Source organism: Empedobacter sp. GD03861 (assembly GCF_029840885.1).
In the GTDB taxonomy this organism is placed as follows: Bacteria; Bacteroidota; Bacteroidia; order Flavobacteriales; family Weeksellaceae; genus Empedobacter; species Empedobacter falsenii_B.
The window spans coordinates 58,240-73,356 of record NZ_JAOCDJ010000012.1; the positions used below are offsets into that span (position 1 = coordinate 58,240).

Consider the following 15,117-nt stretch of genomic DNA (forward strand, 5'->3'; position numbering starts at 1 on the left):
ATATAGTTTTATTTATTAAAATATCTAAAATTAGATTTTGTAGCAATCGAAAACATTGCTTCATCACCTTTTGTATCACCAAAAGCTATGATTTGGTCATATAAAGACAAATCAATCTCTTTCTCGATTCTATTCTTTTTTTCTTGATAATTACAATTTGGTGAAGCAAATTTCCCTGTAAAAAAACCTTGTTCATCATATTTTGCTTTGGTACAAATTAGTCCCATTTCATAATAATCAGCAAAAGGTTGAATCCAAAAATCGACAGAAGCTGAAACGATAAATTTGTCATTATAATTACTTAATGATTTAATATATTCATCAGCTTTTAAATAAATTAATTCTTGATGATTTTTTTCGAAATAATTTTGAGCTAATTGATTAATTTCAACATAAGATTTTCCTTTCAAAAATTTCGAAATAAACATTTCTTTTACAAAACTAGCATCAATTATCTTTAATTTTGAAACGACAAATAATGGAATAAATATCAGATAATTAAAGAAGTAAACTTTAGGAAAAGAGAATTTTAAAAAATCGAATAAGGTATCTTTACAAGTTAAAGTACCATCAAAATCAAAAAGGTATAAATTACGATTCATTACATTTTCATCTTTTTGAAAATAAATTCAGGAACATTTCGAATTATCATCATAATTCCCCACCACAAAAACGTTACATAAACAACATTTTTCTTTTTGACATAAGCTTTATAAATAATATTAGCCGCTTGGTCTGGTTGAGCTGTTAATGGTTTTGGTGTTTCGATATCAGCTGTCATTTGTGTATCCATAAATCCTGGAATAACCGTCATTACATGAACTTTTTTATGAAATAAATAATTTCTCAAACCAGCTAAATAAGCTGTAAATCCAGCTTTTGCTGATCCATAAATAAAATTGCTTTGACGACCACGTTCTCCAGCTACAGACGACAATCCAATGATAGTTCCCGAACCTTTTGCTTCGAATTTCTGCGCAAAATGATTAATTAAGACAATTAATTTTGAGTAATTAACTTCTACTATTTGTTTCGTATTCCAATCATCGTATAAACCTTCTTCCGAATTTTTTCCTAAATATCCCGCAGCACAAAATAATAATTCAGAATCGATATGAGCAATTAAAGAATAATCATTTTCTTTTGTTAAATCGAAATGAACAATCTCGCATTTTTGCTCATATTTTGCATAAAAATGTAGTGCTAATTTCTTTGTTTTTTCGATGTTTGATGTAAATAAATAAACCATCGGAAAACGTTTACCTTCTTTCAAAACCTTTTCTACAAAAGCTATTGCTACATCAGAATTTGATCCTATTACTATCATTTTTGTTTAAATCTATTGATACGTTCGTTTTGCATCGACTCGAATTTTGGAGAATCGATATGTTGTAAATAATCTGTCAAAGCAGGATTAGACATCGCGTCTTTTGTCCGGTAAATATGTCCTCCATAATCCATCACAATTTTATCTAAACTTGCAATTAATTTTTCTAATTTATTATTCACTTTAAAGTCTAAAGCCAATGTGTATCCTTTCATTGGAAACGAATTATAAGCTTGTGAATTATTATCTCCAAATAATTTTAAAACAACCAGAAAAGAACCATTTCCACTCTCAGCAATCGTTTCTAAAACTCTACGCATTCCTTCTTTACCTGTTTCTTTTGGAATCACAAATTGATATTGAATAAAACCATTTTTTCCATAAATACGATTCCAATTATGCACTGCATCTAATGGATAGAAAAATGTTTCGTAATCCACATAATTTTTCAAATGCTTTTTACCTTGTTTATTAAAATATAACCAATTAAAAATTTTGATTGATAAAGGATTCAACGCGAAATTTGGAAAGAAAAATGGAATATTTAAATTTAATTTTTTCTTAATTTTTAAAGGTTTCTTTTTAAATTTTTGAGGTAATTCATCTAAAGTTGCATGTTCGCCACGCAACATAATCGATTTTCCCAAAGAAGTTCCTTTTTGTAAACAATCTAACCACGCAACATTATACGTCCAAGATTCTGAAGATTCAAATAACTCGAAAATTTCATCTAAATTCTTTGCTTGAATAGCTTCATTTTTGATATATGCTGACTCAATTTTTTTCAACACAAATTTAGCTGAGATAACAACTCCTGTTAATCCCATTCCACCCACTGTTGACCAAAATAAATCTGTATTTTCATTTCTTGAACATCTCAAAATGTCACCATTATCAATCATCAAATCAAAATGAATTAAATGATCCGAAAAACAACCATCAATGTGATGATTTTTTCCATGAACATCTGATGCAATTGCGCCTCCAACTGTAATAAATTTTGTACCTGGCGTTACCGAAATAAAATATCCAGCTGGAATAGAAACTTCTAAAATATCTGATAATAAAACACCAGATTCTACTTCAATTATTCCATTCTCACGATCAAAATCGACAAACTTATTCCATTTAGAAGTTGAAATAATAGTATTTTGTAATGAAGCATCTCCGTAACAACGTCCATTTCCTCGAGCAATTACCTCTTCATTTGAAAGAATTGCTTCCTGAAATTCTAAAATTGTGGTTGGCGATACAACATTGGCTTTTATAGATGGATAAAGTCCCCAATTGGCTACTGGAGATAGTTTTTTATTTTCCATGATTAAAATAAATCAATAATACATAACTGATTCCCCATAACATAATTAGAATTTGTAAAAAATGATCTTTAAAAATTAATTTAGTTGGAGATTCTGTTCTTGAATAAACAAATGTCTGTTGCAAATAGCGCAAAACCGCAGCAAAAACAAAGACAAAGGTATAAATAATATAATGATGAAATTTGGTTTGAGTATCAGGCGAAAGGATGAACATCATATAACAAATTACAGCGACGGTACAAGTGATTGCCAATGCAGAGTTAAGAAAATTGAGATTATAGCCATCTAAAGATTTACGAGTAACACCTTGTAAATCGGCATTAATTAATTCGCCTCTTCGTTTTCCTAAAGCAAGAATAAGCGCAAGATCAAAAACCAATAAAATAGTCCAATCTGTAACCAAGATCCCTGTCATATAGCCTCCTACAAAAACTCTTAGCAAAAAGCCAAAAGCAATGATCATAACATCTAAAATAGCTATTTGCTTCAACTTAAACGAGTAAGCTAAATTCATAAAAAAGTAAATTGCAACAAGAAACGCGACTTGTTTATTTCCCAAAAAATAAATCAGACTAATTGTTACAATAACTAAAACAAAAAATAATATCAGTGCATTATTTTTTGATATTTTACCACTTGCAAGTGGTCTATTTTTCTTTTCGGGATGTCTTTTATCCTTATCTATATCTACATAATCATTGATAATATAAATACTACTTGCAACGAAAGAAAATATCAAAAATCCATAAAAAGACTCAATAAACAAATTGATCTCAAACAGATTTCCTGAAAAAAATACAGGTAAAAAAACAAATAAATTTTTTACCCATTGGTTAACTCGTATAAGTTTTAAATAGTTTAGCATTTAATTATTATATCTATTTTAAAATAGTTATCCATTTATCTAATATTTTTTCTTTTCCCCATTCCTTTGACTCTTCATAACTTGATATACGTAGATTATTCAATATCATAGGATTATTAATCAAAAATTGCAATCTCTCTTTAAACAATTGTTTATCATTCATTGGAATTAAAAAACCATTCTTTTCATTCACAATATCCGAAGGACCATAATTACAATCATAAGAAATTAACGCATTAGCTGTTAAATTCGCTTCTATCAAAACTGTTGGTAGACATTCTGTCTTACTTGTAAATAAAAATATTTTACTTTTAGAAAGTTCCTGATAAATTTCTGAAATAGATTGACTTCCTAAAAACTGAACTTTACCTTTTAGAACCTCTATAGATTTCACTTTATCCTCCAATTGAGTTTTTGTTGGACCATCTCCAATAATTTTGAACTTAAAATCTTTAAGATCTATTTCATTTACAATATCAATCAATTCACCAACATTTTTGTCTGCATCTAATCGACCAACATAAATTAAGGTATTTTCTTTTTGAGAAATCAAATTTTGATCAAAAGACTCAAAAGGTTCTCCTATTAAATTGGGAATCAAATGAGCATTTTTATGAATACTTTTATAATGTTCTAAAGAGTTTGAATTAATACAAACAACACCTTTCAACTTCTTATAATGTTTTCGTAAAGTATCTTTCCATAATTTTCCACCAACTTCAAAATTAGCATGTTCCCAAGCAATCGTTTTATTTCTAACTTTTTTATTAAGAGCTAATTGTGCAGACAATTTGTACCAAGAAGAAATAATTACATCATAATTTTGCCCATTCTTGTTCATCCATTTATGTAACATTTCCCATTGCCCAAAATCGTACACATAATTTTTGATGTTATTTTTGTAAGGTAATTTTGGAAAATATTTATTCAGATTAACATTTATTTTTTGAAATCCCCAATGCGAAAAAGTATCAATCACGATGATTTTTACACGCTTATCAAGCTCAAAAAAACTAGCTGTATCATTAATCATAATCACAATCGAAACTTCATTTCCTTTTGCAACTAATTCATTTGCTAAAGAAACTAATACGCGCGCTACTCCTCCAGCTTTGAAAAGCTTGTAATAAACAAAAAGTATTTTTTTTTGTTGGTTGATCATAAATTTACTATTTCTTTAAAAGAATTTTTAAATCTTTGCTTAAAATTGCATTGAATTTCTCGACACCAATCTGATTCAAATGGTTGTTATCATAAAAATCAGTCGAATCTCTTAATTCAACTAAATTTTGATAGTTTTTATAATTACCTAAATTACTTAAAAAAACATCTACATCTTTATTATTATTAATTGAGTTATAAAGCGTTTTTGTAATAGGTGCCTGAATAATATAAACATCAATCCCTTTACTTTTAATAAATTCTATATTATTAATCAATTCTTCTTTTTGACTGTCTCTTAAATCCCAACTTGTATAATTTTCTTTATTAAAAATATTATTTTTAAATTTTGATTCGACATATCCTGTTGAAGAAATGTAAGTATCATCCCCTTGCTGAATAGCTTCTTTAAATCTTTTATTTAAACCAAAAGTTTGACGAAACCCAGAAAAAATTAAAGTATTATACGCTAATAAATTATGCACTTCATTAGCCATTTTAATAGAATTAATATCTATTTTATTATTGCTTAGAATATCCAAAGAAGACTCAACTCCATCAATATTCATTGTACCTGCATAAGCTTCGTAAACAACGATTTTGGGATTAATTTGTTCTAAATATTGATGCAACAAAACTTTTGTGTTGATTGGCGTTTGCGAACTAGAACCAAGATTGAAAGCAGAAATACCTTCTTTTTGCAAAACCCTAGGATCAATTCCTCGATACGCATGTGAAGAACCAACGATTAAAACATCTACATTTTTAATCTTTTGTGCATCTTGCATTCGTGTAAAAGTATGTCCGTAACACCCCATGCAACTTCTCACATTTTTTGACATATAAAATGGTAAAACAGAGCTCCAAAGAGGCATAACAACAATATAAAATACAATTGCAAATAATGAAAATAGACCTATGTTAATTAAAAATTTCTTCATCTTTTAAAATTGAAAATAAATAAATGGACTTTCTTCTGTTTGTAAAAACAAACCAATTAACATCACAACAAAAGCATAAAAACACCATCTTACCCATCTTGGTTTAGAAGTTAAAAACTTCTCAATTCCATAATTATTTCTTCTACCAATCCATTCAATCACCAATAAAAATGCAACTAAAATTAATGTAGCTAAAGCACTTTTTCTTAAAGTTGGGAATGAAAATAGCGATTGATTAAAAATTCCTCCAATATATTCAAACGCATGAGTAACCGAATTCGCACGAAAAAATATCCAAGCTAAAACGGTTAAACTAAACGTCAAAATCATATTAAATAATTCTCTGAAACTTGGTAAAACTCGATCTTGAGCAACAATTTCTAAATTATTTCGATTCGTTTTCAAAAGAATTGAAGGCATTATAAATAAAGCATTCAAAAATCCCCAAAATATAAACGTCCAATTGGCTCCGTGCCAAAAACCACTTACTATAAATATAATAAATGTATTACGCACACGCATCCAATTTCCTCCTTTACTTCCTCCTAACGGAATGTACAAATAATCGCGAAACCACGTTGATAACGAAATGTGCCAACGTCGCCAGAATTCTGCTATATCACGAGAAAAATAAGGATAGTTGAAGTTTTTTAATAAATTAATACCAAACAAACGAGCCACACCAAGCGCAATATCCGAATATCCAGAAAAATCTCCATAAATCTGAAATGTAAAGAAAATTGCTCCTAAAACTAAATTAGATCCAGATTGAGATTCTGGATTAGAGAATATCTCGTTAGCGTAAATAGCACAATTATCCGCAATTACCATTTTCTTAAATAATCCCCAGAGAATTTGACGCATACCATCAACTGCTTGCGAATAATCAAACACTCTTTTCTTTTTGATCTGTGGTAAAAGATGTGTTGCTCTTTCTATAGGTCCTGCAACTAATAACGGGAAAAAACTTACGAAAACTGAGTAATCAACAATATTTCTTTCAGCTTTTAGTCTTCCATAATAAATATCTATGATATAGGATAAACCATGAAAAGTATAAAACGAAATACCTACTGGTAAGATAATTTGTAATGTCCAAGGATGAACTTCTAAACCTAATCCTCCCAACATTTCTGCAAAAGAATCTACAAAAAAATTATAGTATTTGAAAAATCCTAAAAAACCAAGATTAATCCCTATACTTATTGTTAACCATATTTTTTTTAGACTTTGAGAAGTCGCTTCTTCTATTTTAATTCCGGAATAGTAATCTAAAAATGTTGAAAAAGCTAATAAAAACATGAAACGCCAATCCCAACATCCGTAAAAATAGTAACTCGCAACTAAAAGTAAGATATTTTGAAATTTCAAATTCTTTCTTAACAACCAGTAAAGTGCAAATACGATAGGTAAAAAAATCGCAAAAGAAATAGAATTAAATAACATATTTTACTTCAATTTATAATAAATATACGACAACGGATAAAGCAATACTGATAACAATTTAAACTGTTTCAATCCTTTGTTTATTTCTAATAAATTTCGATGATTAATTATCGAATAAATTTGATAACCAACCAAATTACGGATTAAAGCTTTTGGATATTTGAAAAGTTTAGTCCCGTAAGAATTAAGAAAAGAACGATAACCTTCCATCAAGCCAAATGTGTTTTTTCCTGTCCAACGTGTATTGGAAACAGAAATTTCATCCGCTTCATCCAAATGATAGTTACGAACAACTTTATTAACAAATCGTGTTTTTACTCCATTCGCATCATATGTATTAAAAAATACCGATTGTGGAATGTAACCTTTGCTTTTGTAAGGTGAATAATTAAAGTTTTTCAACAATTGTTGATAAGTCTTTGTTATAAAAATCCCAAACTTATCTCCACGCACTTTATACTTGTAACGCATATCGAAAATTGAACCATCAAATCCATTATTTGGATATTGATTACCAACGATTTTTCCATCTGTATATTGCGACAATCCCATTACAGAAATATATTCTTCTTGGTTTTTGATTTTCTCTACCTCATCAAATAATGTTTGTAAAGCGTTCTCAGGATAAGAATCATCCGAATCTACAATCATAAAATATTTAGACTTCACTTTTTTAATTCCTTCAAAAACAGTAATGAATTTATGTTGATTTTCGTTCCAGAAATATTCAATATTAATTAAACCTTCTGATTGAAAATTTTCAACAATTTCTCTAGTATTATCAGTAGAACCATCATCCATAATAATCCATTTAAAATCTTTGAATGTCTGATTTTTTAACGAATCATACACACGCGTCAACGTATGCGCACGATTATAAGAAGGTGTGACAATGGTAATTTTAACCTCGTTCATTCTCTAATTTGATTTGATATTGCTGTTCGAAAACTTCAGAAACTTGACGATAAATCTCTTTTTCGTCAAATTTATTGTACGCATTTTCAGTTCCATCAATAATTTTTTGAACCAAATCATGATTCGTCATAAAAGATTTCATCGATTCGTACATTTCATCTTCATTATATTGAATTAAAATTCCATCTACTCCATCATAAATCATCTCTGCGATTCCACCTACATTTGTCGAAATAATTGGCTTTCGCATACACATCACTTCACCTATAACCAATGGATATGACTCGGATTGTGTTGGCAAAATAAAATAATCAGATGCCTTGATATAAGGATAAGGATTGGTTTGAGAATCTAACAATAAAAAAGAATCTTTAACATTTAGTTCTTTACGTTGATTGATCAAATTTTCCATTTCGTTTCCTCCACCAATTACCGCTATTTTATGATTATAACCATCGTCTAATAATCGTTTATGCACCTTCATCAATGTATGATATCCTTTGCGATGATGCAGTCGTCCCATAGACGAAAAAACAGGTAAATCTGTTTCATAAGAATGTTCAAAAAGCTCGGCTTTTTTCAAAACCTCATCTACTTTTATCACATTATAAATAACAGTCGATTTTGGATAGGTAACTTGATACAAATCCTCGATTACTTGACGTGTTTGTTTCGAACCAAAAATCATAAAATCAAAACGTTTCATCTTTTCAATTCTACTCAAAACTCGCTGTTGATCTTTATCATAGCCAACATCAGTATGAAACCAGCCTATTTTTCTTGATTTTTTATCAGGAGAATTTAACACCATATCAAATTCCGCATAACCAGGGGAAACTTCGATATCATATTTTTCTGGAACTTTTAATTTGTATAAAATTGACGGAAATTTATCATAAACTTCTAACTTCAATCGTCGCCAAACTAATTGTAATTTCTGTATAAAACCATTAGAACTCATCTGTTCTTTTCCTTTTTCTACAACAATTAATTTTACATCAGTAGGAATTTCTTTAATCAATTCGCCTTGATACAAGTTAAGCATCAAAGTAAAGTCGAATTTATCTTTTGGTAAGTTTCGCAACAAATCTAAAACTACTCTTGGAACCCCACCCATTTCTAATGAACGAAGCCTAAAAAGTACTTTTATTTTTCTAGGTTGATTTGACATTTGGTTAGTTTAATAAACAAAAATACAACATTGAGTTTGAATTGAATAATACAACAATCTAAAAACTCATAAAATAATTCTTAATTTTGCAGAAAAAGTAGAAAATGTTCAAAATTGGAACAAAAGTTAAAGTGATAGATGATAATATTTCGGGAACAATTACCAAGTTGAAAGGTGATTTTGTTTACTTTAATGATGAGTTTGGTTTTGAATATGAGTATCATCAAGATGAAATCATCAAAGATATTGAGATTGACTATGAAGAATATCGCGATGAGGAAATCAAAGAATTTTCGAAACCAAAGTTTAAGACTTTTCGCAAATCTCATCGTCATCCGTATTTAACGCGAGAAATTGATTTGCATATCGAAAATCTGGTTGATAATTGGCGTGATTTGGATAATGCGCAAATTATACAAACGCAATTAGATGTTGCTCGAAATGAGGTGGAACGAGCCATGTTCGAAAGTCAAATTCGATTGATTTTAATTCACGGTTATGGAAAAGGAATTCTGAAAAAAGAAATTACCGAATTATTATATCGTTATACGAATATCGAATTCTATGACGCCTCATTCAAGGAATATCATGGCGACGCCATAGAAGTTAAATTTATTTAGATCTCTTATAATGATAAAAAGCTGAATTAAATTCAGCTCTATGTTAAAATCTTTTGATCCAATCCATCAAATCATAATAATTTTGAGGAACAATTCCGTGTCCACTTCTGTATTCGTGGTATTCAAAATTAATATTCAAGGATTTTAAAAACTCGTCACCCATTCGTCCTAATTCAATTGGCAGTACAACATCTTCTGTTCCATGCGAAACAAAGAAATTTAAATTCGAAAAATCTTTCGACTGATCAAAATCTCCAATAATTTTAGCTTCTGGATAACCACTTAAAATCGCCACGTTTTTAATCTTTTCAGGATTATTTAGCGAAATCGCATAACTCAATATTGCACCTTGGCTAAAGCCCATCAATGTTACATTTGCTGCATCTAAATTTTCTTGTTGAACAATTGCATCAATAAATTCCACCAATTTATTACGAGATTCTATCGCTTGCGTTTCATCCATCCATTTTTCATTGTTCACAAAATTGATATCATACCACGCATATCCGCCATACACAATATCATGCAACGCACGTACACTTATAATATGCGCGTTCTGCGGTAAATCTTGTGCAAACGAAAACAAATCTTCTTCGTTGCTTCCATAGCCATGGATCAGCACAAAAAGTGGCGTTTTCTCCGTCGAAACAACAGGTAAACGTTCGATATATTTTATTCCATTCAATTCTTTCATACAAACTTATTTTTAGCGAATTTAATTCTATTTTTTCTAAATAAAATTATTTTCAGTTCAGTTAAAACCCTTCAAAAACACCCAAACCAAATAAAGCAAAATCGTATTTCACAGGATCATTTGCATCCATTTCTCGTAATTTTGTATCGAGTTCTTTCAATGCTTTTGCATCATTTTGTTTTCGAGTCAGAATATTTAATTTTCGTGCGACATTTCCCGAATGCACATCCAAAGGACACGAAAGAATAGAAGTTGGAATAGATTTCCAAATTCCTAAATCTACACCTTGTTTGTCATCACGAATCATCCAACGCAAATACATATTGATTCGCTTTGCAGCCGAATTATTCAACGGATCTGAAATATGTTTGGTTGTTCGAGTTGGATGCTCTATTTCGAAAAAAGTTTGTTTGAAATTCGAAATTGATGCTTGCATTGAATCTGAAGTTTGATGTTTTGCAAAAACTTGTTCCAATCCGCCATGATTTTGATAAATGTTACGAAGCGATTGCATGAAAAATTTCAAATCTTCACTATTGAATGTTCTATGAACAAATCCATCCAAATTGTCTAAATGATTTTCAGAGAAATTCATTACAAAATCGTAAGGTGAATTCCCCATCAACTGCATCATTTTATTCGCATTATTGATAATCATTTTACGATTTCCCCACGCAATTGTTGCTGCTAAAAAACCAGCAATTTCGATATCTTCTTTCGCAGAAAATCTGTGCGGAATTTGTACTGGATCAGAATCGATAAAGTCTAATGTATTATATTGAAGAACTTTTTCGTCTAAAAAATCCTTTATTTCTGTCATTTAGCAAATATACTAAGAAGTATTATATGTTATAGAGGATTAGAATTTCAATCCTAAACGATTATGTATTAACTTTATTAAATCATTTTAATCGAAAAGATTTTACATACTATCAACAAACAAACCATCAGCCATTACCAATTTTCGATCGGTCATATTTGCTAATTCTTCGTTATGTGTCACAATGACAAAAGTTTGTCCAAATTCGTTTCGAAGATTGAAAAATAATTCGTGCAATTCTTCAGCATTTTTAGAATCTAAATTACCAGAAGGTTCATCAGCAAAAACGACTTTAGGTTGATTAATCAACGCACGAGCTACTGCTACACGTTGCTGTTCTCCTCCAGAAAGTTGATTCGGTTTATGTGTTAATCGTTGCGAAAGTCCTAAATAGGACATCAACTCTTTTGCACGTTTTTCAGCATCAGCTTTTTTTGTTTTTTTGATAAAAGCTGGAATACAAATATTTTCTATTGCATTAAATTCTGGCAACAATTGATGAAACTGAAAAATGAATCCAATGTTTTCATTACGGAATTTAGATAAATCGCGATCGTTTAATTTCGTGATATCTTGTCCCGCAATCTGAATAGAAGTATTATATTTCTTTGGCTCAGAACTTTTTTCTAATGTTCCTAAAATTTGAAGCAAAGTTGTTTTTCCTGCTCCAGAAGCACCAACAATAGAAACGATTTCTTTTTCTGCAATCGATAAAGAAACATTTTTTAGCACTTCTAATTCACCAAATTTCTTAACAATATTTTCTGCTTTTATCATGAGGTAAAGATATAAATTAAGTACTAAGTCTTAAATTATAAGTGATAAGTTTTTTTTTGAATTCAAAATAAAGACATCCAAATTAAACTAGTTTTTAGTGTACTTGTTACGATTTAAAAATTATATAACAATTGTTTTGACTTTTTAAATCATTAATATTCGTATCTTGTAACCTCTAAATAAACAATATTAACCACTTTTTTAGCATAAGCTGATAAAATTAATATGGCAAAATTTAGAATACATCAACAATATTTTTATTTTTGTAATTGAAAAATCAAAAAAAATGAATCTTCACGAATATCAAGGAAAAGAAATTCTTAGTAAATATGGTGTGAAAGTACAACGTGGTATCGTTGCTACTACACCAGAAGAAGCTGTAGAAGCTGCTAAAAAGTTAACTGAACAAACTGGTACAGGTTGGCATGTTGTAAAAGCGCAAGTACACGCAGGTGGTCGTGGAAAAGGTGGTGGAGTAAAGCTTGCTAAAAACTTGGACGAAGTTAAAGAGAAAGCAAACGAAATCATCGGAATGCAATTAGTTACGCCTCAGACTTCGGCTGAAGGTAAAAAAGTTCATCAAGTTTTAATCGCTGAGGATGTTTATTATCCAGGTGAATCTGAAACTGAAGAGTACTATGTTTCTGTATTGTTAGATCGTGCTACTGGTAAAAACATGATTATGTATTCTACTGAAGGTGGAATGGATATCGAAGAAGTTGCTGAGCACACGCCAGACAAAATCTTTACAGAAGAAATTGATCCAGCTGTAGGAATCCAAGGTTTCCAAGCGCGTAAAGTTGCTTTCAACTTAGGTTTATCAGGAAATGCTTTCAAAGATGGTGTTAAATTTATCACTGCTTTATATAATGCATACGTTGCGATTGACGCTTCTATGTTCGAAATTAACCCAGTTCTTAAAACATCTGACGATCAAATTATCGCTGTAGATGCTAAAGTATCTATCGATGATAACTCATTATTCCGTCATGCAGATATTGCTGCTTTACGTGATACAAGAGAAGAAGATCCAACAGAAGTTGAAGCTGGTGAAGCTGGATTAAACTTCGTAAAATTAGACGGTAATGTAGGATGTATGGTTAACGGAGCTGGTTTAGCAATGGCAACTATGGATATCATCAAATTATCTGGTGGTAACCCTGCAAACTTCTTAGACGTTGGTGGTACTGCTGATGCTGAGCGTGTAGAAAAAGGTTTCCGTATTATCTTAAAAGATAAAAACGTAAAAGCTATCTTAATCAATATTTTTGGTGGTATTGTACGTTGTGACCGTGTTGCTCAAGGTATCTTAGATGCTTACAACAATATGGGTGACGAAATTAATGTGCCGATTATTGTTCGTTTACAAGGAACAAATGCAGAAATCGCTAAGAAAATGATTGATGAATCAGGTTTCGCTGTTCACTCTGCTATCACATTAAAAGACGCTGCTGATAAAGTAGAAGAATTAGTAGGTTAAGATTTAACTTATTTACAATATATCAAACCTCTCAAAAGATCCTTTGAGAGGTTTTTTTTGTATTTTTATATATACCTCTTTATGGAATATTTATTATAAATCATTTTAACAAGATCTATAAGTTTGTTTAGTCAAAACGCACTATTTACAGAAGTTAAACTAACACAAGATAGTGATACATCATTTTGGTTCAAAAGAGAAATCTATATTACGAAAAGAATCAATCATTCTGAACCAAATTCTAAAAATGATTTTTTTTAAATAAAAAACTCTGGAGTTAGACAAACCTAAAAATAAAGCTAACATACTAATAACAAAATTGAATATACTAGCTTCAAACTCATTATGATATTAAAATTATTTCTTAGGCTTTATATAAATAGCCTTTCTACCAGTTGTTTCTTCTGAACTTACCAACTCATCATTTTTTAAATTTCTCATAACACCAGCGATAGCAACAGAGGTAATATCTTTTGGTACTAATTTTAATCGGACCAGCTCCTTTTTTATTTCAGCAACTATTTTACCTTCATTCAGAAAATTTGTATTTACTATATGCTCCCTAATTTTTGATGTTAATTTTAAAGATTCCAATCTATATTTAGGTAATTCATTTAGAGGTTTAAGAGGTATTTTAAAGTCTAATAATGTTTCCAATGGGTACTGAACGACTTTTGCATATTCTACGTAATAATCAATAATTTTTGCTTCACCTTTTTCTATTTTTATTATAGTACTACGTGATATTTCAGTCATATAAACTATATCATCTATTGTATATAGTTTTTCTATTCTCAAACTTCTTAATTTATTTCCAAGATTAATTCTGTAAAGAGACGTCTTATTAACTTCCATAAGTTACTGATTAATGTTTTATAGTTTTATTTGTAAAATAAATTTGCATTTAAAGAAATAAATATTATATTTGTTGTAGCGAATTGATAATTAGTCTATAAAGACAAATTAAAACGATGTAATCTCGACCTAAAACGACCAATTTTACTATCGAGAGTATCGTGGAATCGCTCCATGTCTTAAAAGTTTTGTACTTTCGTATATGGCATGAGAGTGGTTCTCACGTTAACTTTAGGTAGTAGCTTTATTATCGTTAGATTATAAAGAAGGGTTTGGTCGCCCATGGTCTAAAGTGTGAGACTGCTCCTTGCTTTTTTTGCAAGTATTTCTTCATATAGGAGAGACATCGTTCCATAAAACCCAACACAAAATGAGAACGAAACAATTTCCATTCATCCGTAAAAAGCCACCGGACAAAGTCGGTCGGCTTATTACTTCTTTTTAAAGGACAAACCTCCGTTTTTATAACATTTTTAAAACACAGATTGTAAAGCAAAGGGGCTCCTTTCTTTACACGCTCTCTATCAGAGCCTCGGTAAGGAGACTTTGACAGCCAGGTTATACTCTTTTTTTCGCACATTAAAAGTAAAGCCTTTATTGACATTTTCCAAATTTATTGGGGCCTACCTTATTATTAGTATTGAGATGTTAGTATTTAGATTTTAGAGTTGTACGATGTAAAAAGTACATTGTATTATGTATTTGAGGTTGAGACTAAGGATGGGA

Annotated in this window: 15 protein-coding genes; 2 read left to right on the forward strand and 13 right to left on the reverse strand. The window is 30.1% G+C overall.

The annotated features are described in order from the left end of the window. Window positions 1-8 precede the first annotated feature (8 nt). From N5D03_RS08260 to N5D03_RS08300, 9 genes are read right to left on the reverse strand one after another with little or no spacing between them, the layout of a single operon-like run. A complete protein-coding gene (locus N5D03_RS08260) occupies window positions 9-602 on the reverse strand; it encodes an HAD-IB family phosphatase (RefSeq protein WP_114998964.1) in 594 nt (197 codons plus the stop codon). Next, window positions 602-1,327 carry an SDR family NAD(P)-dependent oxidoreductase gene (locus N5D03_RS08265; RefSeq protein WP_280037759.1) on the reverse strand — a complete coding sequence of 242 codons (726 nt, stop codon included), beginning with the start codon at window positions 1,325-1,327 and terminating at the stop codon, window positions 602-604. Before N5D03_RS08265 ends, N5D03_RS08260 begins: the two co-directional genes overlap by 1 nt. Further along, the gene (locus N5D03_RS08270) at window positions 1,324-2,646 is read right to left on the reverse strand and encodes an FAD-binding oxidoreductase (protein WP_280037761.1); all 1,323 of its coding nucleotides are present in this window, start codon (window positions 2,644-2,646) and stop codon (window positions 1,324-1,326) included. Before N5D03_RS08270 ends, N5D03_RS08265 begins: the two co-directional genes overlap by 4 nt. Beyond that, the gene (locus tag N5D03_RS08275) at window positions 2,636-3,511 is read right to left on the reverse strand and encodes a UbiA prenyltransferase family protein (RefSeq protein WP_280051359.1); all 876 of its coding nucleotides are present in this window, start codon (window positions 3,509-3,511) and stop codon (window positions 2,636-2,638) included. Before N5D03_RS08275 ends, N5D03_RS08270 begins: the two co-directional genes overlap by 11 nt. Window positions 3,512-3,524: 13 nt before the next feature. Beyond that, the gene (locus N5D03_RS08280) at window positions 3,525-4,673 is read right to left on the reverse strand and encodes a glycosyltransferase (protein ID WP_280049200.1); all 1,149 of its coding nucleotides are present in this window, start codon (window positions 4,671-4,673) and stop codon (window positions 3,525-3,527) included. Window positions 4,674-4,680: 7 nt separating this feature from the next. Further along, window positions 4,681-5,613, reverse strand: coding sequence for a hypothetical protein (locus tag N5D03_RS08285; protein ID WP_280049201.1), 933 nt, complete (start codon window positions 5,611-5,613; stop codon window positions 4,681-4,683). Window positions 5,614-5,616: 3 nt separating this feature from the next. Next, window positions 5,617-7,059, reverse strand: a complete 1,443-nt coding sequence (locus N5D03_RS08290; protein WP_280049202.1) for an MBOAT family O-acyltransferase — start codon at window positions 7,057-7,059, stop codon at window positions 5,617-5,619. Between the two features lie 3 nt (window positions 7,060-7,062). Beyond that, window positions 7,063-7,974 (reverse strand): glycosyltransferase family 2 protein, encoded by a 912-nt coding sequence (locus N5D03_RS08295; protein ID WP_280051360.1) that lies wholly within the window; start codon window positions 7,972-7,974, stop codon window positions 7,063-7,065. Then, window positions 7,961-9,145 (reverse strand): glycosyltransferase, encoded by a 1,185-nt coding sequence (locus N5D03_RS08300; protein ID WP_280051361.1) that lies wholly within the window; start codon window positions 9,143-9,145, stop codon window positions 7,961-7,963. Before N5D03_RS08300 ends, N5D03_RS08295 begins: the two co-directional genes overlap by 14 nt. A gap of 104 nt (window positions 9,146-9,249) precedes the next feature. On the opposite strand from N5D03_RS08300, the gene N5D03_RS08305 reads away from it, so the two are divergent. Further along, window positions 9,250-9,765: a hypothetical protein gene (locus N5D03_RS08305; RefSeq protein ID WP_219035330.1), complete on the forward strand. Its 516-nt coding sequence runs from the start codon at window positions 9,250-9,252 to the stop codon at window positions 9,763-9,765. Between the two features lie 43 nt (window positions 9,766-9,808). Here N5D03_RS08305 and N5D03_RS08310 read toward each other — a convergent pair whose 3' ends face one another. The 3 genes from N5D03_RS08310 to N5D03_RS08320 all read right to left on the reverse strand — a co-directional run bounded on the left by N5D03_RS08310 (window position 9,809) and on the right by N5D03_RS08320 (window position 12,056). Next, entirely contained in the window at window positions 9,809-10,459 is a 651-nt protein-coding gene (locus N5D03_RS08310; RefSeq protein ID WP_280051362.1) for a phospholipase, read from the reverse strand. A 61-nt stretch (window positions 10,460-10,520) separates the two neighbouring features. After that, window positions 10,521-11,279, reverse strand: coding sequence for a TIGR02757 family protein (locus N5D03_RS08315; protein ID WP_219035328.1), 759 nt, complete (start codon window positions 11,277-11,279; stop codon window positions 10,521-10,523). Between the two features lie 102 nt (window positions 11,280-11,381). After that, entirely contained in the window at window positions 11,382-12,056 is a 675-nt protein-coding gene (locus tag N5D03_RS08320) for an ABC transporter ATP-binding protein (protein ID WP_114998944.1), read from the reverse strand. Between the two features lie 286 nt (window positions 12,057-12,342). Here N5D03_RS08320 and sucC point away from each other — a divergent pair, with 286 nt between their 5' ends. After that, a complete protein-coding gene (sucC, locus tag N5D03_RS08325; protein ID WP_114998939.1) occupies window positions 12,343-13,536 on the forward strand; it encodes an ADP-forming succinate--CoA ligase subunit beta in 1,194 nt (397 codons plus the stop codon). Between the two features lie 357 nt (window positions 13,537-13,893). On the opposite strand, the gene N5D03_RS08330 is transcribed toward sucC, so the two are convergent. After that, window positions 13,894-14,391, reverse strand: coding sequence for a helix-turn-helix domain-containing protein (locus N5D03_RS08330; protein ID WP_114998937.1), 498 nt, complete (start codon window positions 14,389-14,391; stop codon window positions 13,894-13,896). Window positions 14,392-15,117: the final 726 nt, after the last annotated feature.

Coding starts and splice junctions, on each gene's coding strand:
- N5D03_RS08260 (WP_114998964.1), bottom strand. CDS start 602: ATGAATCGTAATTTATACCTTTTTGATTTTGATGGTACTTTAACTTGT.
- N5D03_RS08265 (WP_280037759.1), bottom strand. CDS start 1,327: ATGATAGTAATAGGATCAAATTCTGATGTAGCAATAGCTTTTGTAGAA.
- N5D03_RS08270 (WP_280037761.1), bottom strand. CDS start 2,646: ATGGAAAATAAAAAACTATCTCCAGTAGCCAATTGGGGACTTTATCCA.
- N5D03_RS08275 (WP_280051359.1), bottom strand. CDS start 3,511: ATGCTAAACTATTTAAAACTTATACGAGTTAACCAATGGGTAAAAAAT.
- N5D03_RS08280 (WP_280049200.1), bottom strand. CDS start 4,673: ATGATCAACCAACAAAAAAAAATACTTTTTGTTTATTACAAGCTTTTC.
- N5D03_RS08285 (WP_280049201.1), bottom strand. CDS start 5,613: ATGAAGAAATTTTTAATTAACATAGGTCTATTTTCATTATTTGCAATT.
- N5D03_RS08290 (WP_280049202.1), bottom strand. CDS start 7,059: ATGTTATTTAATTCTATTTCTTTTGCGATTTTTTTACCTATCGTATTT.
- N5D03_RS08295 (WP_280051360.1), bottom strand. CDS start 7,974: ATGAACGAGGTTAAAATTACCATTGTCACACCTTCTTATAATCGTGCG.
- N5D03_RS08300 (WP_280051361.1), bottom strand. CDS start 9,145: ATGTCAAATCAACCTAGAAAAATAAAAGTACTTTTTAGGCTTCGTTCA.
- N5D03_RS08305 (WP_219035330.1), top strand. CDS start 9,250: ATGTTCAAAATTGGAACAAAAGTTAAAGTGATAGATGATAATATTTCG.
- N5D03_RS08310 (WP_280051362.1), bottom strand. CDS start 10,459: ATGAAAGAATTGAATGGAATAAAATATATCGAACGTTTACCTGTTGTT.
- N5D03_RS08315 (WP_219035328.1), bottom strand. CDS start 11,279: ATGACAGAAATAAAGGATTTTTTAGACGAAAAAGTTCTTCAATATAAT.
- N5D03_RS08320 (WP_114998944.1), bottom strand. CDS start 12,056: ATGATAAAAGCAGAAAATATTGTTAAGAAATTTGGTGAATTAGAAGTG.
- sucC (WP_114998939.1), top strand. CDS start 12,343: ATGAATCTTCACGAATATCAAGGAAAAGAAATTCTTAGTAAATATGGT.
- N5D03_RS08330 (WP_114998937.1), bottom strand. CDS start 14,391: ATGGAAGTTAATAAGACGTCTCTTTACAGAATTAATCTTGGAAATAAA.